The following is a 19562-nucleotide window of genomic DNA, read 5'->3' on the forward strand; positions in this document are numbered from 1 at the left end:
CCTGTATGCCTAAAGGGTATATAGGTAAAAATGAAACTAAATTGTCATAAAATATCTGAATCAATCTTTAGAAATTTATAGCCTGTTCTATTATAATAGAAGCATCATGTGAATTTATTCACAATATAGGTGAGGAGATATGACTTTATGAAGCATCTAAGTCAGATTGCGTTTGGACAGAGAAAAGCGATCTTTCTATTGACGTTCGCTTCTGTGTTGATCGGGGCGACGATTATTGGACAGTCGTATTTTTTCGTGGCGATCGTGAAGCGTGTGTTTCTCGATAACCAATCGTTCCAAGATATTATACCGCTTCTACTGGGGCTATTCGCAGTGCTTTCGGGACGGGCTTTGTTCACATGGCTTCACGGTCGGACGGGCGTCTCCATGGCGGCATATGCGAAGAAGCAATTCAGAGAACGGATCTTAAATAAATTCTCACGCAACCCAGTTCAGGCCTCCCTACAAGGGCAGTCAGGGAGAAAAGTCAGTGTATTGATGGATGCTGTCGATGAGGTGGACGGCTATTTCAGTCAGTATGTACCCCAAATGATATCGACAGCCATCGTACCGATTATGATTTTAGTCGTCGTGTTCACCCAGCACGTGACGTCGGGCATCATTATGCTGATCACGGCTCCATTTATTCCTTTTTTCATGGCGATTGTCGGAGTGATGACAAAGAAGAAATCGGAAGAACAAATGGAGAAGATGTCCGCATTCTCCGGACGTTTCCTGGATACCTTGCAGGGACTTACGACACTTAAGCTGTTCGGCAAGTCGAAGAGGCAGCGAGATGTCATTGAAGAGAGCAGTTTAGGTTTTCGGGATGCGACGATGGATGTGTTGAAGGTCGCCTTTATTTCCTCCTTAATGTTGGAGTTCATTTCCATGCTCAGTATCGGGATTATTGCACTTGAAATTGCAATCCGTCTTGTCGTATATGAGAGCATTCCTTTCTTTTCAGCGTTCTTCATTCTTGTGCTTGCTCCAGAATTTTATCTGACGCTGAAAGACTTCGGAAGTGCCTTTCATACCGGTAGAGGGAGTTCTGGTGCAGCGAATCAACTAGCAGAAGAATTAGAGAAAGAGGAGCAATCGATGGAGTGGGGCGAGCAGGAGCTGGCAGTTCAACAGCCACCTGAATTGAACTTGGACGGGGTCACTTTCAGCTATGACAGTGGCCATGATTTTCAATTGAATGATGTACAAGCCCTGATTCCATCGAAAAGCCAAGTGGCAATTGTCGGACGAAGTGGTTCGGGCAAGTCTACGCTGTTGAATTTGATTGCAGGACTGATGCGACCGTCAGAAGGAAGCGTAAAGGTGAACGGGCGTCCGCTCAATGATTATCAAGAAAGAGAATGGTTCAAGCAGCTAAGCTATATTTCACAAAATCCTTATCTGTTTGCGGGGACCATCGAAGATAATATTGCGATTGGTGGTCGCGGTGACCATACACGCGAAGAAGTGGAGCAAGCGGCGAAGAAAGCAGGAATCAGTGAACTGATCGAATCCTTGGAACAGGGATATGACACGCCGATCGGAGAGGCAGGGCGTGGGCTGTCAGGAGGCGAAAAGCAGCGGCTGGCCATTGCACGCGCGTTTCTGAAGCAACCATCTGTCATTCTATTTGACGAGCCGACGACAGGGCTTGATTTAAGAACAGAACAAATCCTGCAGTCTTCGATTGAGGAACTCTCACAAACGTCTACGGTGATTACGGTCGCACACCGTCTGCACACCATCCGGAAGGCTGATCACATTCTTTTCTTAGACAATGGGAGATTAGTCGCAGCAGGCAAGCATGAAGAATTACTCGAGCGTGCAGAGGAATACAGACAAATGGTCGATGTGCAGCAAGGAGGGGATACGGCATGAAGGAATTAACGTCCATCTTGAAGATTGTGACACTAGAGAAAAAGGATATCCTCCTGTCGATTTTCTTCGGCTTTCTAGCAGGCATTGCCGCTGTAGGTTTATTTGGATCGAGTGGCTATTTGATTTCAAGAGCCGCGCTCGTTCCGCCTTTGTATGCACTGACGGTATTGATTGCCTTCCTGAAACTGTTCGGATTTGTGAGAGCCCTTGGCCGCTATGCCGAGCGTTACTTCTCGCACCGTGCGACATTCACGATGCTTTCGAACATTCGACTCGCATTTTATGAAAAATTAGAGCCGCATGCACCGCGCCTTTTTCAGCGTTACCGAAGCGGGGATTTGTTGGCACGAATTGTAGGAGATGTGGAGAGTCTTCAAAACTTCTTTCTACGCGTCTACTATCCGCCGGTCGTCATGGTGATCATCTTTCTTGCGACCATTGCGTTTACGACAATCTTCTCGCTTGGCATAGCTGTCGTGTTGCTTGTCGGGCTCCTACTGACGGGATTTCTCATTCCATTTTTGTTTGCGCTACGACAGCGGAAAATCGAGAATCGTGTTAGAGAGGCACGCGGCGAACTATCGACGGACGTAACCGAATTTCTTTATGGTTTTAGAGACTTGAAAATCTATCAGCAGCTTGAGGGGAAAGAACTGGAGCTAGAAGGATCTTCTGAGACGTATGTACGTGAGCAAGAAAAACAAGGCAAACAACGCGTGTACAGCCAGTCAATGAATACGTTCGCTACATTGATGATTTCTTGGGTTGTGACAGGGCTCGGTGCGTTCCTCGTCAGTGAGGGGGACTTGAACGGGTTGTTTCTCGCCATGCTCGTCATGATCAGTTTGACGGTTTTTGAAAATGCCGCGCCGATGGCTGTTCTTCCGAGCCACTTCGATGATAGCAGGCGAGCTTCGAAGCGTCTGTTCAATGTCGTCGAAGGCGTTGAGGGTGACCAAGGCGCTGCTCCCCTTTCAGGCGAGACTCCTTATGGTTTTCAATTGGACAAGGTGAGTTTCCATTATCCTGATGAAAAAAGGGACTCATTACGTCAGGTGACCATCGACTTATCACCTGGCTCGAAAACCGCCATTGTCGGTCCGAGTGGCTCAGGGAAATCGACCCTTATGCAGTTGCTTCTAAAAGTTCAACCGGCAACCGACGGGGATATTCGTATCGACGGCAAGCCAATAGCATCGCTCGATCAGGAAAGCTTGTGGGCGCATGCCAATGTTGTCTTGCAGGAAACCCACTTTTTCTTTGGAACGATACGGGACAACTTGTCACTTGCTAAAGAAGGACTATCAGATCAAGAGATGGCAAGAGCCTTAGAACAAGCACAATTATCAGCTTTCACTCTCGATGATGAAGTGTTTGAAAAAGGGGAGAACCTTTCGGGTGGTGAGAAGCAACGCTTGGCCATTGCTCGTGCGATGCTTAGAGGAGAGCGTCTATGGATGCTCGATGAACCCACTTCATCCATCGATGCCCTGACAGAACGCGACATCTACCATCATTTATTTGAAGAAGCAAAAGAAGATACGCTCGTCTTGATCAGCCACCGCCTGACGGGACTTGACCGAATGGATCAAATTATCGTAATGGAAGAAGGGGCTGTTGTAGAAACAGGTACCTATGATCAACTGATGACTAAACAAGGCTATTTCTATCAAATGAAGCAAATAGAGAAAAGTGTATTTGGATAAAAAGAAACCACCTTCCGTGCCTTCGCATGGGAGGTGGTTATTTAATGAGATAAGATGTTGGAGAATGGCAGGTAACGTCTTAATAATACGGGTAGTAATATGGATTATAGTAGTAAGGGTTATAGTACGGATAGGGACGGATGAATGGAAGCAAAGCTAGGGAAGCGAGCCCCGCAATCGGGAAGAAGTTCCGGCGATAGCGTCGATAGCCATAACGTCCTCCAAATTGGCGCTGTTCTGAGTCGTCTGCAGATTCGCTGACTAACATCTCAATCTGGTCTTTGGTCACATCGGTGATGATCCCATCCAGTTGACGCCCGTCGTTCAGTTGAATCAGCACATAGTAATTCTTGTGTTCCTGGCACTGACTATGAGACGGATTTTGGGTTTGGTTATACATGTTGCGATCGTCTGTCATTGTCATCAACTCCTCACAAACCATGATATTCACCCAGTTCTTACTTTGTGACAAGAAATTTTTGTATGATTCGTTTTCAAAAAGTGGTTTGGGAGGTAAGGGGAAACAGTTCACCACCCCAGCCAATATATTTATTTTTGATGATTCAATGAAAAATAGAAACGAGCTCTCTATGTAAGCGGTATCATTTTTGCCCGGTTTTTAGTAAACTGAATGTAAAACTAGGGAGGCGATTAGATGAAGGTTGCAGACGGGGTTCATCTTATAGATGGGTATGACATGGGGTTCAAAGGGCGGACAGGTACATATTTGCTTCAAGACGAGCATACGACGCTCATCGAAACGGGTCCTAGTCCATCCGTGCCACACGTACTGAAAGGGCTCGAATCGCTCGGGATTTCACCGCAGGAAATCGAAAATGTGATCCTTACACACATCCATCTCGATCATGCTGGTGGGGCTGGATTGCTTATAAGAGAATGCCCAAACGCTACTGTATATGTGCATAAGAAGGGATTGCGTCATTTGGCTAATCCATCAAGGCTAGAAGCGGGGGCCCGTATGGTGTATGGCGACCATTTCGACGAATTATTTGCACCGATCATTCCGATTGATGAAGAAAGTTTATCCGCTGTATCTGATGGGGAGAGGCTGTCGATCGGAGCGGATCGGACGTTGACTTTTTACGATACCCCAGGTCATGCGAAGCACCATATTGCTATCCATGACTCGTTGAGCCAAGGATTATTTATCGGGGACACCGCTGGCATTCGGTACCATCAGACTGAAGATTATGGGCTGACGTTCTATCTACCCACGACATCCCCGAATCAGTTCGATCCAGAAGCGATGCAGCAGTCGATCGAACGGTTTAGGACAATCCATCCTGAGCGTTTGTTCTTTGGACATTTCGGAGTATCTGAACAGCCTGGAGTGGCTCTCGAACAAGTGAGCGAGTGGATTCCCATCTTTGTTGAAGAAGCGAAAACAGGCAATAGTCTACAAGAGATTGAACGTCGTCTCCTGACCCGCGTCACCTCCTATTTAGAGGACCACAACATCCCAAGTGATCATCCCGTCTATGAAATTTTGAAACTCGATATGAGTGTTTGTGCTATGGGGATAGGTGACTATTTACAAAAGCAGGCGAAACAATCTTCCCCGAGTAATCAGTCATCACAAGCATGAAGAAAAAAACGAACGCCCACAAAAGGCGTTCGTTTTCCTTATAAGGCTTTGTACCAAATATTCATATCCTCGAGTCCTGTCGCAATGGTACTGTTTTGCACCATGCATCCTCCGTATGAGAACCCTTGTTGAGCCGCCACGATGTTCATCCCCATGGAAATAGCTCTTGTGTAAGAAAACATCGTGTGAACGCCGAGTTCTCTCATCTTCTTTTCTAACATCGGATATTGAATAGACAAAAGGCCTTTTCCTCTTTGTGAGGAGAGTGTGGCACAATCGGTGAATTCTGCTGCATTGAAATCTGTGAAGAGGTCTGCTGAACAAGCACTCACAAGTTCTCCTTCGTGATAAATGAGAGAGAAATAAACGTCATCTCTCATCATTTGCACGATATATTCCGGGTCATGGATTGGAGTTGGGTACTGATCGAACACGGAGGCATAGAAAGCCGCCATTTCTTCTGCATGTTCTTCGGTTCCCCAAATCATGGAGTATCCCTCTTGTAGCTTGCGCTTTTTACATTCTGCTACATTCATCGCTTTTACATCTGAGATGACATTCTCAGGGTCCGGAAGGTTTCTCGATTGATCCAGAAAACTTGCATAAATCGTTGCATCTTTTCCGTTAAAGAATCCTTTGATTTCTGCTTCTTGTTGGAACGAAAAGTCTTTTACGGTCGTTTCCGCATCACTTCCTGTTTGTACGTAAACGATAATCTTGTCACAATCCATCTCTTCTGCAACGGCATGTAGTCCCTTCATATACGACTCGCTGATTTCATCAGGAAGCTCGTACACCTTGATGCGACGGCTGATCGGTTCGATATGAAAGTCTTCTTTCTCCATAAGTGCAGTCACAGAAAACGATTGGTTCGATACCATAAATTACTCTCTCCCTATTATTCGTTGAATTCTTTACTCATTGACTATCCTCATCTATTTTACAACAGAGTAGTGCTATGTTTGTAGAGAAACTCTTCGACATTATCCTCCATATTACTCATTATCTTTAATTAAAGAATATTTATTTAAAAATAAATGATTAAGGATGTCTACTTAGGGAAATACTCCAGTAGATATTATATTCAACGGTTAAAAAAAGAGAGGCGGTGGCGGAATGGGTTTTTTAGATAAGCTATTCGGTAAATCAAAAAAAGAAGAAGCAAGTCAAGAAGCGCAAGAGGAACAACGCCCCAAAACGAAAATAGCCATTATCTATTACAGTTCAACTGGAACGAATTATCAATTGTCCCAATGGGCTGCAGAAGGTGCGAAGGAAGCTGGAGCGGATGTGAAAGTACTGAAGATTCCAGAATTGGCACCACAAGAAGCGATTGATCAGAATCCCGCTTGGAAAGAACATTTGGAAGCTACGAAGGAAGTGCCTGAAGTTACGCTCGAGGATTTAGAGTGGGCAGATGGGATCATCTTCAGCGTGCCGTCCAGGTTCGGCAACGTTCCGGGACAGGTCAAGCAGTTTCTTGATTCTACTGGCGCACTGTGGTTTAACGGAAAATTAGTGAACAAAGTCGTAAGTGCGATGACGTCTGCAAGTAACAAGCATGGAGGACAAGAGAAAACTCTTCTATCCTTATATACGACGATGTTCCACTGGGGAGCCGTCATCGCTGCCCCGGGTTATAGCGATCCGGTCACCTTTGAAGCAGGCGGAAACCCATACGGAACAAGCGTAACGGTAGGGGAAGATGGCAAGATGCAGGAGGATGTCGAAAAAGCAGTCAAACACCAAGCTAAACGCACGGTGGATGTGACGGAAACGATCAATAAATAATTCTTTCTTGAGCCCAAGGTTTTGTGCCTTGGGCTTTTTTTTCAAAATCGTTCCTGTTGATTATAGGCAGAAAATTTCATATTCTCATCACCTATGTTATATTGATATAGGTTTAAAGTAGTAGTTCCAATCGTATAAATCGTGGGCAAACTTATCGAAAGGTAAGGACGCAAAGTTTCGGACCTAAAGCATGATGCAAAGGTAGCCGGGCCGCTTTTTGTAGAAGCCACGCTTATCGTAAGCGTGTTTTTTTATGTCGTGGGTTATTCGATTATGGGAACGATTCCAAGTAAAGGGGAGTGATCAAATGAAAAACAAATGGAGTGCGATATTTACGAAAAGCTTAAAGCGACAAATATTAATTCCTTTTCTCACTTTGATTCTAGTGTCAACGATCGTGATTGGGGTAGTCAGCTATCTTTATAGTGTATCGCTTACAACAGAGAAGTTGGTGGAAAGTGTAGAAGAACAAACGAAGATTATCAACGACGCTATGAATAACGGGGTGAGTAAAGATGGACTCGTTGCCGTTACAGAAAACGTCGAGATAGGTGAAACAGGTTATGCTGCCATCATCAGTGACTCGGGAGCATTTGTTTATCACCCAGATGAGAATTACATAAATGAAGATATTACAGAGTCCGAGTACTATCAAAAAATCATGGCTCATGGTGAACGTTCAGGTACGGTACGTTATGGCTTCGAAGGCCAAGAGAAAACGCTGGGTTTTACAATAAATGAACAAACGGGTTGGATCTTCATAGGGACAGTTTATTTGTCTGAACTCGAGGCAGATGCCTTTCCGATTATTTACCCGATTATGATTTCATTAGCGGTCGTCATTCTGATCTCGGTTATGATTTCTCTTCTTGTAGCAAGAGGTATCACAAATCCGATTAAAACACTGCAATTGAAAGCGAAGGAAATTTCGAGTGGAGACTTAACGGTGGATTTGCAACAAGATCGACAAGATGAAATTGGCCGGCTTTCTGTATCAGTTCAAGAAATGAAAGAGAGCCTGAAACATCTACTTGGTAATGTTTCGATGGCAACAGAACAATTGTCTTCTCAAAGTGAGGAACTCGCTCAATCGTCTTCAGAGGTCCGCACGGGTAGTGAGCAAATTGCCACAACGATGCAAGAGTTAGCGTCAGGATCGGAATCACAGGCGAATGTAACGATGGAACTCACTGAATTGATGAAGAATTTTGCAAATAAAATCGAGCAGGCAAACGAAAGAGGGAAATCGGTTCAGGACGCTTCGACACAAGTACTGAATATGACCGAGGAAGGCAGTGCGTCAATGCGTACGTCTGTTGAACAAATGGACACCATTGATGCAATCGTTAAGGAGTCGGTTGCTAAGGTACAGGGGCTGGATTCACAATCGAAAGAAATATCTAAAATGGTACAAGTGATTCAGGACATTGCTGAGCAAACCAACCTTCTAGCATTGAATGCAGCAATTGAAGCTGCACGTGCGGGTGAACACGGGAAAGGGTTTGCTGTCGTTGCGGATGAAGTTCGTAAGCTCGCAGAACAAGTCAGTCACTCTGTCGGAGATATCACGGGGGTTGTGAACAACATTCAAACGGAATCAAATGAAGTCGTTCAATCTTTGCAAAAGGGGTATGAAGAGGTCAGCCAAGGTACCCAGCAAATAAATGATACGAACAAGACGTTCTCTCACATTAAACAGTCCGTCACAACGATGGCGAGCGATATACAACGTATCACAGAGAACTTAGAAAATGTCACAATGGATAGTCAGACTATGGCGAACTCTGTAGAAGAGATTGCTTCAGTATCAGAAGAGTCCGCGGCAGGCATCGAACAAACATCTGCCTCTGCCCAACAATCTGCAAGCTCCTTGGAGGAAGTGACGAATAGTTCGAGTGAGCTTTCGAAGCTTGCGGAAGACCTTCAGACAGAAGTCGGGAAATTTAAATATTAATATAAACATGGATTCTCTTTACTTGACGAATACTACTAACTTCCATAGCTTTTGGGTATAAGAAGGTAGAGGAGGAGTGGTAGCGATGAAAGCTGTTCAAGTAATGGGCTATGGTGATGTCGACCAGCTTCAACTTGTAGAGATCGACAAACCTAAACCGAAAGAAAACGAAGTATTGATTCAAGTCAAAGCGTGTGCGATCAACAATACAGAAATCTGGATGAGGGAAGGGGCCTATGGCACTGGTGAACAATCAGGTTGGCGCCCTGAAGGTGTTCACTTTCCAAGGACACCAGGGTCTGATATCACAGGAGACATTGTCGAGGTTGGCTCAGGTGTAGATGAATCACGGGTTGGTGAAGCGGTTGTTCTGTTCCCCTTTACGTCTAGTGGCAAGGAAGGCGAAGAACATATTTCCGAAGATATGAGTTTCATCGGATCTGAGTATGACGGTGGATATGCAGAATACGTCGTCTGGCCAGCCGAATTATGCGAACCGATGGCTTTACCTACGTATGAAGAGAGCGCGGTGTTCTCCGTAAGTGGGCTGACTGGATGGCATATGGTCGAGCAATTAGATCTTAAAGAAGGTCAAACGGTCATGGTGACAGGTGCGAACGGAGGCGTCGGGTCCCTCAATGTTCAAATTGCAGCCAACGTATTCGGAGCGAATGTCATTGCAATCGTCGGCGATTTGTCCATGGAGGAACGGATGAAAGAACTAGGCGCCACTCATGTGTTGTCCTACCGATCAGACTCCTTGGAACAAGACATATTAGATGCGAACAACGGCCCGGTTGATGCAGTACTTGATGTTGTTGGTGACGCTCTTTTTGATACATCATTGAACGTCTTGAAAAAAGGAGGCAAGTTCTGTACGTCCGGTTCTGCAGGAGGACAAATCACAGAACTCGACTTCCGTACAATGTACTTGAAGCATATTTCTTTGCTTGGGTCTGTGCTCGGAACGCGTCAAGACTTTACGAAACTCATGGACGCGGTTCGCGACCACAAGGTGAAGCCGATCATCGATCGAACCTTTGACCTTGAGCAAGCACAAGAGGCGCAGAAATACTTTAAGGAATCAGGGAAACTCGGGAAAATTGTGTTACTTCCTTAAGACAACGAGCAAGAGCGTAACCTAGACGGGGTACGCTCTTCTTTTATTTACTTGTCTCAACTATTTCTAAGTTTTCTAGCACGTAAAACGGTAGAGAGAGGATGCTTCATGACGGTTTTGCATGTACCGACCTTTGAAAAGAGTCGAGAGGAGGAAGATCAGAGCACTTATGAGCGCCATCTGTTTGCAAAAATGTCGAGATAGCTCCTCTCATGACACTTTTCTTCCTTCAAAATACAGAAAAGCGCAGAGCTCCAGGCTCTGCGCTTGATATGGATTAGTTCGGTTGATGTTCTTTCGCTTGTTCTGATACAGGGAATTCTACACCAGTCAGTTCTTCAGATTTCTTCCATAAAGTCTTCGCATCCATCACGTCATAAGCTGCCGTGATCGGAAGCACCACAATAGGATCTCCTTTAAATTCCTGGAAGCCGGATGGACCGAAATATTCACCGCCGATGACAGTCTGATCTGTCGCGGCGCGTATGCCGGGCAGTGCACCGTTAAACGAGTCCTGAGTCATGAATCCGAGAAGAGGACCTACAACTTTGAATAACGCTTTATTTTCAATATGACGAGTTAAGTTCGTGTTGGCGATTCCCGGGTGGGCGGCTACACTTTTCACCGTTAAGCCAGCATCATTGATTTTCCGTTGCAGCTCATAAGTGAACAATAAATTGGCAAGCTTCGATTGACCGTAAGCTTTCATCGGTGTGTATCCTTTGCCGCCTTCGAACATCAAATTATCAAAGTTTACCTTCCCAGACTTATGAGCGTTACTACTAATGTTGACGATTCTAGCCTCGGGTGTTTGTTTGATGTGGTCGAAAAGCAGTCCGGTCAGTGCGAAATGACCGAGGTGGTTGATTCCGAGTTGCTGCTCGAAGCCGTCTTTCGTTTTGCCGTAAGGTGTTGTCATGACGCCTGCATTATTAAGCAGCACATCTAAGCGATCATATTTCTGCTTGAAAGCATGCGCGAAATTATGGACGGACTCTAAATCACCGAGGTCGAGTTCCATGACTTCAACATCTGCCTGAGGTGTTTCTTTCACGATCTTCGCATGTGCTTCTTGCCCGCGTTCTACAGAGCGGGAAGCGAGAATGACCGTAGCCCCTCTTTTCGCGAATACGTTGACAGCTTCATAGCCAAGTCCCCCATTACCTCCTGTGACGACAATGACTTTACCTTCTAACGATGGAATGTCTATCAGTGACCATTCACGTTGACTCATCGAACAACATCCTCTCCAAAGAAATTTGTCTTATTACTATACTAAGGTTTTGATAGTGCTTTTGTAAAAAGATGTGAATGGAGGATGTGTTCGAAGCGAGCTAATACTCCTTATTCGTGGGTACATATGATAGAATATTTTAAAAAGAAGGAGGAGGATTTTTTTATGTCAGATTTTGTAACAGCGATCAATTGTATGGATGGAAGAGTTCAGCTTCCTGTCATTCACTGGATGCAAGAAAAATACAATGTTCCTTATGTGGATATGATCACAGAGGCAGGCCCGACAAAGGTGATCTTAGAGGGGACGGATCAACAAGTAAAAGCCATTCAGTCCAAACTTCAAGTATCCACAGATGCCCATGGCTCTAAAGTGTTAGCGGTGGTCGGGCATGAAGGGTGTGCAGGTAATCCTGTACCGCGTGAGAAGAAGACGGAGCAGATTAAGCAGTCTATCGAGTTGATCCGCAGCTGGGGCTATCCGTTCGACGAAATTGTCGGTCTTTATGTAAATGGGGACTGGGAAGTTGAAGTGGTCACCGGATAATAAAGGTATTTTCCTTAATCATGACGAAATACTCCCTATAGAAAATCTATCAGTGGGGTGCGTGGTGAAATGGAGCAGACGAGTTGGTTTGATTGGGGTAGGGAGAAGGATCCGATTTTCATAGAACTTCAAAAACTTTCTCATCAATCGACAGTATATATCTCTCCATTCACGATCACGAAGAATCCATATGGTTTGTATGAAATGGAAAGTCCTGATACACATGATTGTAAGAGTACGATAGAAAAGTGTTACCAATACATTTGTGAGAACAGTAAATAAAGACGCCTCTTCGAGGACGTCTTTATTTTTTTTCTGTCTGGTAGGTGAGCAAGCTGTAGGTGTATGTGGACGCTCCCTCTGATGAACGACTTCGCTTTTTGATCAAGTCCGCGATTTCTTTGTTCAAATCATTCCATTCCTCATGCGTCAAGGAAACCTTCGTTTCATCAAACATCGCACTGGAGTGATCGGGTACAGGGTCCGCTTCTAAATCTTGACGGATGGTTTCAATTCCCCGCTGAAGAGAAGCCATGATTTGCGTCAGAAGAAATTCTTTGTTTTCTCTGGCAAAATCGCCCTCCATGCTCATGTCTTCGAGGTGAGCGGATGTATAATATTTCTCGGTCAAGTTGCCGATCATCTCTTCGTGATCCACTTTAAGTAACCCTAACTTCATCAATTTCTGGATCGGATAATACAGACGTGATGGTTTCTCGTTGAATTCTTCGGCCATTTCTTTCACCGTTTTCGGTTTTTCGTCCACGCTCTCAATCAAGCGGTTGAGCTTCTCATCAAATAGTGCTTTTGCAATCTCTAAATTATCAATCATAGATAACACCTCTTGTATCAATATATCAGAATGCCACTGATCATTCAAAAAAATTTTAACGACCGAACCTCTTGATATGAAAGGGGTTGAACGGTGTGGGTTATTTTCCGCCTCTTTACAAAAATACACTCGTTTAGTTTAATTATTTTTAACGATAAAATATATTTTAATGAGGTGTGGAGCTATGTTCAATCTATTGAAAAATCTACGTACTTAAAGCTGTGGTGTGCCCAAGTCGTGTCAGAGCTTGGGGATGGAATCACGCACATTGTCGTGATTTTCCTTGTCGGTCAGTTGTCTGATAGTCCGCTTGTATTCAGTTTTGTACTGATGGCGAGGTATATACCGAACTTGTTATTCGGTGTTTTCGTGGGCCCTGTCATTGACCGGATGTCGAAAAAAGTGACGCTTGTGGCGTCAGACCTTTATCGACTCGTGATTTTGTTATGTATGATTCCAGCTCATGATTCTTTAGTGGGGTTGCTTGTATTGATCTTTCTTCAAGGTATCGGAACCGTGTTTTTCGAGCCGGCTAAAACGGCGACGATTCCTAAAATAATCGAGAAAGAGAAAATACCAGAAGCGGTGGGGCTTTCTCAGTCAACATATATGGCGATGAACATCATCGCTCCGTCGATTGGTGGCGCCCTGCTCTTGTTCAATCACGTGTCGATCATTTTTATGATCGATGCCGCAACCTTCTTGGTATCAGCGGTTTTGATCGCCACCCTTTCGATTAAGCGTGACGGTTTTGAGTTTGATCAACCGGAATCCACGTATGTCGAGTCATTGAAAGAAGGGGTAACGCTTGTAAAGAATGAACCTTTTTTGAAAGGGATCGTTTGGTTGCTGATCTTAGCGGCTTTCGTGATGAGCCTCGTCGGTGCCAATGTGCTCCACATTGTACTGAACGTCTTTGATATAGGAGAGTTCCATTTCGGATTGTTGGAATCAGTGGAAGGGGTCTTCAGTGTAGCGGGGGCTCTACTCGTTCCTTTTGTGATGAAAAAAATGAAGTCAAACCGGTTGATTATCGCAACTATAGGTGTGACAGGTGTGATTTGTATCGCCATATGGCCGGCCTTTCACATTCATCAAACATGGCCTCTTGCTCCGCTTTATATGTGGATGAGTTTTGTTGGTTTATCGAATACGTTCTTGAATGTACCGCTGAACAGTTTGTATATGCAATCCGTCTCAGAGGAGGTCCTTGGCAGGGTGAGCGGAATCATCAACTCCATTCTGCACGCCAGCTTCCTTGGCGGTCTGATTGTTGGCGGATGGGTCGGTACAGTATGGGGAGGGATACCGACGGTCGTTGGCGCGGGGGTCCTGCTCGTCGTAGTGAGTATCGTGTTCCCGATGACGAAGCATTACAAGGCGTTAGGTGAAGAGCACACAGGAGAGGAGCTTGCTTCCGCATGACGCTCGCGTGTACAATGATGGCACAAACTATGCAGAAAAAAGGTGTTTCACGTGGGAAAATATATTGTAGTTGGAGCGGGGATTTTAGGTGCTTCAACGGCCTATCATTTGGCTAAAGCAGGTAAGGATGTAACGATTGTCGATCGAAAAGATATCGGGCAAGCGACCGAAGCGGCGGCAGGCATTGTCTGTCCGTGGCTTGCGCAGCGTCGGAATAAAAAGTGGTATCGTCTTGTGAAAGGCGGAGCGAGATACTATCCAGAACTCATCGCCGAGCTTGAAGAGGCTGGCGAGACGGATACGGGATACCGCCGTGTCGGGGCGATCAGTTTACAGCGTGATGAAGAAAAATTGAAAAAAGCGATTGAACGCGTCACGAAACGGAAAGAGGATGGGGCGCCGGAGATTGGTGAAATTACTCATCTCTCAGCAGAAGAGACGAAGCAGCGATTTCCTGCTGTCGCGGAAGGCTACGAATCGATTCATGTGAGCGGAGCGGCCCGTGTGGATGGCCGTAAACTTCGTGATGCTCTATTACGTACAGCAGAGAAGAACGGGGCTGAATTTATTCAAGGGGATGCTACGCTGATCCATGAAGAGAAGAGCGTGACGGGCGTAGAAGTGAACGGAGAAACGATTGAAGGGGACGTACTCGTAACAGGAGGGGCTTGGTCGAAAGAGTTGATCTCTCCGCTCGGTGTCGAATTTCTTGTTTCTCCTCAAAAAGCCCAAATCGTTCATTTGGACGTACCGGGAGAAAATACGGAAGATTGGCCTGTCGTGATGCCACCGAATAATCAGTATTTGCTTGCATTCGAAGGCGGGCGTGTCGTGATCGGTGCGACACACGAGCGGGAAGCTGGGTTCGACAACCGCTCGACAGCTGGTGGACTGCACTATATTTTTGATAAGGCTTTAGAAATGTTCCCTGGATTGAAAGACAGTACATTCGTCGAAACGCGCGTTGGGTTCCGGCCTTTCACACCAGGCTCATTGCCCGTGTTCGGTCCCATCCCTGAAACGACTGGCCTGTACGTCGCCAATGGTCTTGGTGCATCCGGCCTGACATCCGGCCCTTATTTAGGCGCAGAATTAGCGAAGCTCGTCATGGGCGAGGAGACAGAGCTCGACCCGGCGGAATTTGATGTGAATGAAGCAATTGAGTAAATAAAAGGAAGCCATCGGCATAGACGCCGGTGGCTTTTTTTAGAACTCTTCTCTACCCCTTATAATCGCAGTATTCAATGATTGTCCCCTCTGTATCGGCAGGGTTTAAGTAAATCAACCTGCGTCCGTGCTTATTCGTTCGGCGCGACCCCTCTAATGTACGAATTCCTTGTTGTTCAAGCTCCACCAAAGCCTCATCCAAGTCATCCACCCGGTAAGCGATATGGTGGACCCCTTTCCCTTTTTGCTTAATGAAACGAGCGATTGGAGACGTCGTATTATTGGTCGGCATCAGCAGCTCGAAGCGATCTCCGTCTATATCAATAATCGCGATCTCACTTTCGACACCTGTTGCTTCACTACGATATCGATCAATCAGCTCGCCTCCAAAGACTTTTGTATATAAATGGATGCTGTCCTCGATATTGCGGACCGCGATGCCTGTATGGTCGAAGGTTTTCTTCATGGTATCACCCTTTCTGTATTACATCATGACATAACTGGGTGAGTTGATGCTAGACAGTTGTTCTATTCATGTTAATAGAAAGGATAGACATTAGAACATAAATCGGACATTTCTTTGAGCTAATCGGACGAGAGGGGCACTATTTCGGACAAAAGAAGTATTATTCCGGACAAATACGCCTTATTCGGACATTTGATGGGGGATTCCGGACAGAATTCACGCTTTTTTGGACACCCATTCCTAGCGAGTATTACATAAAAAAGAGGACCTGCGCGCAGGTCCTCTTAACTTGATTAATTCAGTTGTTTTACAACCTCTTTAGCTACCGCTTCTGTTGACTGAGGGTTCTGACCTGTGATCAGGTTGCCATCCACTTCGAAGTGAGTGGACCAGTTACCGCTGGAGCGGAAATCAGCACCGAGTTCAGTCAATTTGCTTTCAAGTAGGAAAGGCATATATTGATCGAGCGTTGTTTCTGCTTCTTCAGAATCTGTAAAGGCGTTCACGCGCTTGCCTTTGACAAGTGGTTCGCCGTTCGACAGCGTAGCGCCTACTAGACCGGCTGGACCGTGGCATACGGCAGCGACGATTTTGTCTGCTTCGTAAAATTCGCGCAATAGCTTTTGAAGCTTCTCATTGTCTGGGAAGTCGAACATTGTACCGTGACCACCAGGCAAGAAGATCGCATCAAAGTCTTCTGATGATACGTCGCTGATCGGTGTTGTATTTTCTAGATGTGGTTTCGTATCTAGAATTTCTTGTGGTTCATCTTCACTGACACTACCTTGGTCTACCGGTGAAACGCCGCCTTGTGGGCTTGCAACCGTGACTTCGTATCCGTGTTGTTTGAACTCATTGTATGCTTCACCGAATTCAGATAACCAAATTCCAGTGGACAGCTCATCATTGATTTTTTCGTGGTTTGTGACAACCATTAGTACTTTTTTAGACATATTCAACATTCCTCCTCTAATTTTGAAAAGCTATGTGAAGTATCATAATCCTCATTCTGAAGGATCTGCAAATCATCTGCTTCAGGCCTGTTGGCCATATATGTAATTTTCCCACGTACAAAATTTTATAAACATAGGCATGCTCCCGTTGACAAAAAAGCATGATGAACATACGATAAGTGTATATATGAATATATGCGCATATAAGGACGGTGTCAAACATGGAAAATAATCGGAACAAGGAAAAAAAGGATCAAGAAGTGGAAGAATTAGATGAGGAGACGTTGTTTGTCGTTTCGCAAACGTTCAAAGCGCTCTCAGACCCGACACGAATCCGGATTTTGCATTTGTTGTGTGAGCAGGAAATGTCCGTGAATCAAATTGCCGATACGTTAGACCTTAGGCAGTCGACGGTCTCTCACCAACTACGTTTTTTAAAGAACTTACGATTAGTGAAATATAGAAGAGCGGGAACGACACTCTTTTACTCTCACGATGATGAGCACGTCATCGATGTCTTACAGCAGACGATCAACCACGCCCTTCACCATTAGAGGAGAGGATGACCGATGAAGGAATACAAACTTCAAGGATTGTCATGCGCGAATTGCGCACAGGAAATGGAAACGGAAATGAAGAAGCTGGATCACGGGGAAGGTACACAGTTAAAGTTTTCATCAAGCAAGCTCGTCGTTGATGATGGGGTTGATTTACAACGTGTACGAAGAATATTGAAATCAGACGGTGCATCGATCGTAGAGGAAGAAGATCATAGTCACGATCATTCACATGGGCTGAACATGAAACAGCTCGTGATCATCTCCAGTCTGATTTTTGGTATGACCTTCGTACTTGCGCCTGTGGTTCCAAATTTTGTTTTGATCATGATGTATATCATGGCGATGGGGATCAGTGGGTATCAAACCTTCTTGAAAGGTGCGAAAAACCTGGTCAAATTGAAGTTCAATATTGATACATTAATGACCATTGCCCTTGTTGGCGCCGTAGCGATTGGCGAGTGGCGTGAAGCCACAATGGTCGCGATCTTGTTCGGGTTGAATGAATATTTAGAAGGTCTCGGTATGGAAAAAGCGAGAAACTCTATGGAGAAGCTGTTGGACGTCGCGCCGAAACAGGCGACACTTTTGACAGACGGTACGGAACGGACGGTTTCGATCGATTCGCTGCGTGAAGGAGATCTTGTTGTTGTCAAAGCAGGGGAGAAGATTCCGTCTGACGGGGTAGTGATCGAAGGGGTGAGTTCCGTAAACGAAGCGGCGATCACCGGTGAATCCTTGCCTGTTGAAAAAAGCAGCGGTGAGGCGTTATATGGTGGAAGTATCAACAATGAGGGATTATTGAAACTCCGTATTACGAAGCCTTATGAAGATTCGTCGCTGGCGAAGATTCTTCATCTTGTGGAAGAAGCACAAGAGATGAAGACACCGACAGAACTATTCATCAACCGCTTCGCCAAATATTACACTCCGCTCATTATGGTCATTTCAGCGCTTGTGATGGTTGTGCCGCCACTCGTCTTCGGGGCCGGATGGGGAGATGCGTTCTATCAAGGTCTTGCCGTTCTGATCGTCGGGTGTCCGTGTGCCTTGATTTTATCATCGCCGATTGCGATCGTGTCAGGCATTACGAAGAATGCACGCCAGGGAATCCTCGTGAAAGGCGGCGTGTTTTTAGAGAAGCTTGGTAAAATCGACAGCATCGCTTTTGATAAAACCGGAACGCTTACGAAAGGTGAGCCGACTGTCCATCAAACGAAGATATACGATGAGAATCGCTTCTATTCGGTTGCTGGATCGATTGAGAAAAATTCCTCTCATCCGATTGCCCGTGCGGTCATGCAGGAAGTAGAGAAGCATCGTAGTGATTTCGTGGAACCATCTGATGTTCAAACCACCCCTGGTAAAGGAGTGACAGCCGTTATCGGAGATGCTAACTTCTATATGGGGAGCGAACAGACGATTCGTCATTTGACGATATCGGAGCAGCAACAAGCGGATATCGATGCGATGAAGGCAGAGGGATTCACGATCGTTATCCTTTCAAGCGAAGATGATGTGCTCGGCTTGTTCGGCGTCGCAGATGAAATAAGGGAAGAAAGCCGGACGTTGATTAAACTCCTCCACGACGCCGGGATTGAGCACACGATTATGCTGACAGGCGACCATGAACAGACCGCTCGTATGGTGGCCGACCAAATCGGTATGACGGACGTCTATTCAGACCTTTTACCAGAACAGAAGGTTGAACAAGTGAGAGTGCTGAAGGAAGGGCGATCGCTTGCGATGATCGGTGATGGCATCAATGATGCGCCGGCGCTTGCGACGGCTGACCTTGGCATTGCGATGGGCAAAGGGACGGATAGTGCGATTGAAACGGCGGATATCGTTCTGATGCAGGACCACTTAGGGAAATTGCCGTTTGCGATCAATATTGCGAAGCGCGTCAATCGTGTCGTGAAGTTGAATATCGGGCTTGCCCTTGGGTTAAAGGCGATTGCCTTGTTGCTGACGATTCCGGGTTGGTTGACGTTATGGGTGGCGATTCTCTCAGATATGGGCGCGACGATTCTCGTGACGTTGATCAGCTTGACGGTACTGATGTATAAAGAGAAAAATACGTCACAGGCAGATAGGGACGTAGAGCCTTTGACTACATGATAGGTGCCCGCTTGAAATAGCTCAAGCGGGTTTTTTTGAACCTTTTTATTCCATAAAACCGGGACGTATGTCCTTTTTTCATTAATTACGTTTTAAACCGCCACACTCAGGGAAAAAGTTTCGATACAGTCTAAGTAAACAGTGGTAAAATAGTTATCAAATACATACGATTTATTTGTTGCAAACATACATACTTTTATCGA

Annotated in this window: 17 protein-coding genes and 1 riboswitch; of the genes, 11 read left to right on the forward strand and 6 right to left on the reverse strand. The window is 45.5% G+C overall.

Annotation, left to right across the window (positions count from 1 at the left end; genetic code table 11):
• The first annotated feature begins 147 nt into the window (after positions 1–147).
• The gene (gene cydD, locus H0266_RS17005; RefSeq protein WP_181473651.1) at positions 148–1881 is read left to right on the forward strand and encodes a thiol reductant ABC exporter subunit CydD; all 1734 of its coding nucleotides are present in this window, start codon (positions 148–150) and stop codon (positions 1879–1881) included.
• Positions 1878–3587, forward strand: a complete 1710-nt coding sequence (gene cydC / locus H0266_RS17010) for a thiol reductant ABC exporter subunit CydC (RefSeq protein WP_181473652.1) — start codon at positions 1878–1880, stop codon at positions 3585–3587. Before cydD ends, cydC begins: the two co-directional genes overlap by 4 nt.
• Before the next feature lie 79 nt (positions 3588–3666).
• Here cydC and H0266_RS17015 read toward each other — a convergent pair whose 3' ends face one another.
• A complete protein-coding gene (locus H0266_RS17015; protein ID WP_220127323.1) occupies positions 3667–4059 on the reverse strand; it encodes a hypothetical protein in 393 nt (130 codons plus the stop codon).
• Between the two features lie 183 nt (positions 4060–4242).
• Here H0266_RS17015 and H0266_RS17020 point away from each other — a divergent pair, with 183 nt between their 5' ends.
• Positions 4243–5193, forward strand: coding sequence for an MBL fold metallo-hydrolase (locus tag H0266_RS17020; RefSeq protein ID WP_181473654.1), 951 nt, complete (start codon positions 4243–4245; stop codon positions 5191–5193).
• Positions 5194–5231: 38 nt separating this feature from the next.
• Here H0266_RS17020 and ablB read toward each other — a convergent pair whose 3' ends face one another.
• Complete coding sequence (ablB, locus tag H0266_RS17025; RefSeq protein ID WP_181473655.1) at positions 5232–6074, reverse strand: putative beta-lysine N-acetyltransferase; 843 nt, start codon at positions 6072–6074, stop codon at positions 5232–5234.
• A gap of 235 nt (positions 6075–6309) precedes the next feature.
• On the opposite strand from ablB, the gene wrbA reads away from it, so the two are divergent.
• The 3 genes from wrbA (at position 6310) to H0266_RS17040 (ending at position 10058) form a co-directional block, all read left to right on the forward strand.
• A complete protein-coding gene (gene wrbA / locus H0266_RS17030; protein WP_181473656.1) occupies positions 6310–6984 on the forward strand; it encodes an NAD(P)H:quinone oxidoreductase in 675 nt (224 codons plus the stop codon).
• Between the two features lie 134 nt (positions 6985–7118).
• Positions 7119–7202: riboswitch (cyclic di-GMP riboswitch) on the forward strand.
• 89 nt (positions 7203–7291) lie between these two features.
• On the forward strand, positions 7292–8938 hold the full coding sequence (locus H0266_RS17035; protein WP_246364179.1) for a methyl-accepting chemotaxis protein: 1647 nt from the start codon (positions 7292–7294) through the stop codon (positions 8936–8938).
• 85 nt (positions 8939–9023) lie between these two features.
• Positions 9024–10058 (forward strand): zinc-binding dehydrogenase, encoded by a 1035-nt coding sequence (locus tag H0266_RS17040; RefSeq protein WP_181473657.1) that lies wholly within the window; start codon positions 9024–9026, stop codon positions 10056–10058.
• A 277-nt stretch (positions 10059–10335) separates the two neighbouring features.
• On the opposite strand, the gene H0266_RS17045 is transcribed toward H0266_RS17040, so the two are convergent.
• The gene (locus H0266_RS17045) at positions 10336–11292 is read right to left on the reverse strand and encodes an oxidoreductase (RefSeq protein ID WP_181473658.1); all 957 of its coding nucleotides are present in this window, start codon (positions 11290–11292) and stop codon (positions 10336–10338) included.
• Between the two features lie 165 nt (positions 11293–11457).
• On the opposite strand from H0266_RS17045, the gene H0266_RS17050 reads away from it, so the two are divergent.
• Positions 11458–11838, forward strand: a complete 381-nt coding sequence (locus tag H0266_RS17050; RefSeq protein ID WP_181473659.1) for a carbonic anhydrase — start codon at positions 11458–11460, stop codon at positions 11836–11838.
• 304 nt (positions 11839–12142) lie between these two features.
• On the opposite strand, the gene H0266_RS17055 is transcribed toward H0266_RS17050, so the two are convergent.
• Positions 12143–12670: a helix-turn-helix domain-containing protein gene (locus H0266_RS17055; protein WP_181473660.1), complete on the reverse strand. Its 528-nt coding sequence runs from the start codon at positions 12668–12670 to the stop codon at positions 12143–12145.
• A 174-nt stretch (positions 12671–12844) separates the two neighbouring features.
• Between H0266_RS17055 and H0266_RS17060 the strand changes: the two genes are divergently transcribed.
• Entirely contained in the window at positions 12845–14095 is a 1251-nt protein-coding gene (locus tag H0266_RS17060) for an MFS transporter (RefSeq protein ID WP_181473661.1), read from the forward strand.
• Positions 14096–14146: 51 nt separating this feature from the next.
• Positions 14147–15262: an FAD-dependent oxidoreductase gene (locus H0266_RS17065; RefSeq protein ID WP_181473662.1), complete on the forward strand. Its 1116-nt coding sequence runs from the start codon at positions 14147–14149 to the stop codon at positions 15260–15262.
• Between the two features lie 52 nt (positions 15263–15314).
• Here the strand turns inward: H0266_RS17065 and H0266_RS17070 are convergent, their stop codons facing one another.
• Together H0266_RS17070 and H0266_RS17075 are read right to left on the reverse strand one after the other, a co-directional pair.
• Positions 15315–15728, reverse strand: coding sequence for a VOC family protein (locus tag H0266_RS17070; protein WP_181473663.1), 414 nt, complete (start codon positions 15726–15728; stop codon positions 15315–15317).
• A 293-nt stretch (positions 15729–16021) separates the two neighbouring features.
• On the reverse strand, positions 16022–16681 hold the full coding sequence (locus H0266_RS17075) for a type 1 glutamine amidotransferase domain-containing protein (protein WP_181473664.1): 660 nt from the start codon (positions 16679–16681) through the stop codon (positions 16022–16024).
• 221 nt (positions 16682–16902) lie between these two features.
• On the opposite strand from H0266_RS17075, the gene H0266_RS17080 reads away from it, so the two are divergent.
• Both H0266_RS17080 and H0266_RS17085 read left to right on the forward strand, forming a co-directional pair.
• The gene (locus H0266_RS17080) at positions 16903–17235 is read left to right on the forward strand and encodes an ArsR/SmtB family transcription factor (protein WP_181473665.1); all 333 of its coding nucleotides are present in this window, start codon (positions 16903–16905) and stop codon (positions 17233–17235) included.
• Positions 17236–17250: 15 nt separating this feature from the next.
• A complete protein-coding gene (locus H0266_RS17085; protein ID WP_181473666.1) occupies positions 17251–19359 on the forward strand; it encodes a heavy metal translocating P-type ATPase in 2109 nt (702 codons plus the stop codon).
• Positions 19360–19562 lie beyond the last annotated feature (203 nt).

The sequence above is a fragment of the Halobacillus locisalis genome (genome assembly GCF_013694105.1).
Classification (GTDB): domain Bacteria; phylum Bacillota; class Bacilli; order Bacillales; family Halobacillaceae; genus Halobacillus; species Halobacillus locisalis.

Bases quoted from the DNA above. Each gene is read 5' to 3' on its own strand.
- H0266_RS17080 (WP_181473665.1), top strand. From the start codon at position 16,903: ATGGAAAATAATCGGAACAAGGAAAAAAAGGATCAAGAAGTGGAAGAA.
- cydC (WP_181473652.1), top strand. From the start codon at position 1,878: ATGAAGGAATTAACGTCCATCTTGAAGATTGTGACACTAGAGAAAAAG.
- H0266_RS17055 (WP_181473660.1), bottom strand. From the start codon at position 12,670: ATGATTGATAATTTAGAGATTGCAAAAGCACTATTTGATGAGAAGCTC.
- ablB (WP_181473655.1), bottom strand. From the start codon at position 6,074: ATGGTATCGAACCAATCGTTTTCTGTGACTGCACTTATGGAGAAAGAA.
- H0266_RS17085 (WP_181473666.1), top strand. From the start codon at position 17,251: ATGAAGGAATACAAACTTCAAGGATTGTCATGCGCGAATTGCGCACAG.
- wrbA (WP_181473656.1), top strand. From the start codon at position 6,310: ATGGGTTTTTTAGATAAGCTATTCGGTAAATCAAAAAAAGAAGAAGCA.
- H0266_RS17070 (WP_181473663.1), bottom strand. From the start codon at position 15,728: ATGAAGAAAACCTTCGACCATACAGGCATCGCGGTCCGCAATATCGAG.
- H0266_RS17035 (WP_246364179.1), top strand. From the start codon at position 7,292: ATGAAAAACAAATGGAGTGCGATATTTACGAAAAGCTTAAAGCGACAA.
- H0266_RS17075 (WP_181473664.1), bottom strand. From the start codon at position 16,681: ATGTCTAAAAAAGTACTAATGGTTGTCACAAACCACGAAAAAATCAAT.
- cydD (WP_181473651.1), top strand. From the start codon at position 148: ATGAAGCATCTAAGTCAGATTGCGTTTGGACAGAGAAAAGCGATCTTT.
- H0266_RS17050 (WP_181473659.1), top strand. From the start codon at position 11,458: ATGTCAGATTTTGTAACAGCGATCAATTGTATGGATGGAAGAGTTCAG.
- H0266_RS17040 (WP_181473657.1), top strand. From the start codon at position 9,024: ATGAAAGCTGTTCAAGTAATGGGCTATGGTGATGTCGACCAGCTTCAA.
- H0266_RS17020 (WP_181473654.1), top strand. From the start codon at position 4,243: ATGAAGGTTGCAGACGGGGTTCATCTTATAGATGGGTATGACATGGGG.
- H0266_RS17045 (WP_181473658.1), bottom strand. From the start codon at position 11,292: ATGAGTCAACGTGAATGGTCACTGATAGACATTCCATCGTTAGAAGGT.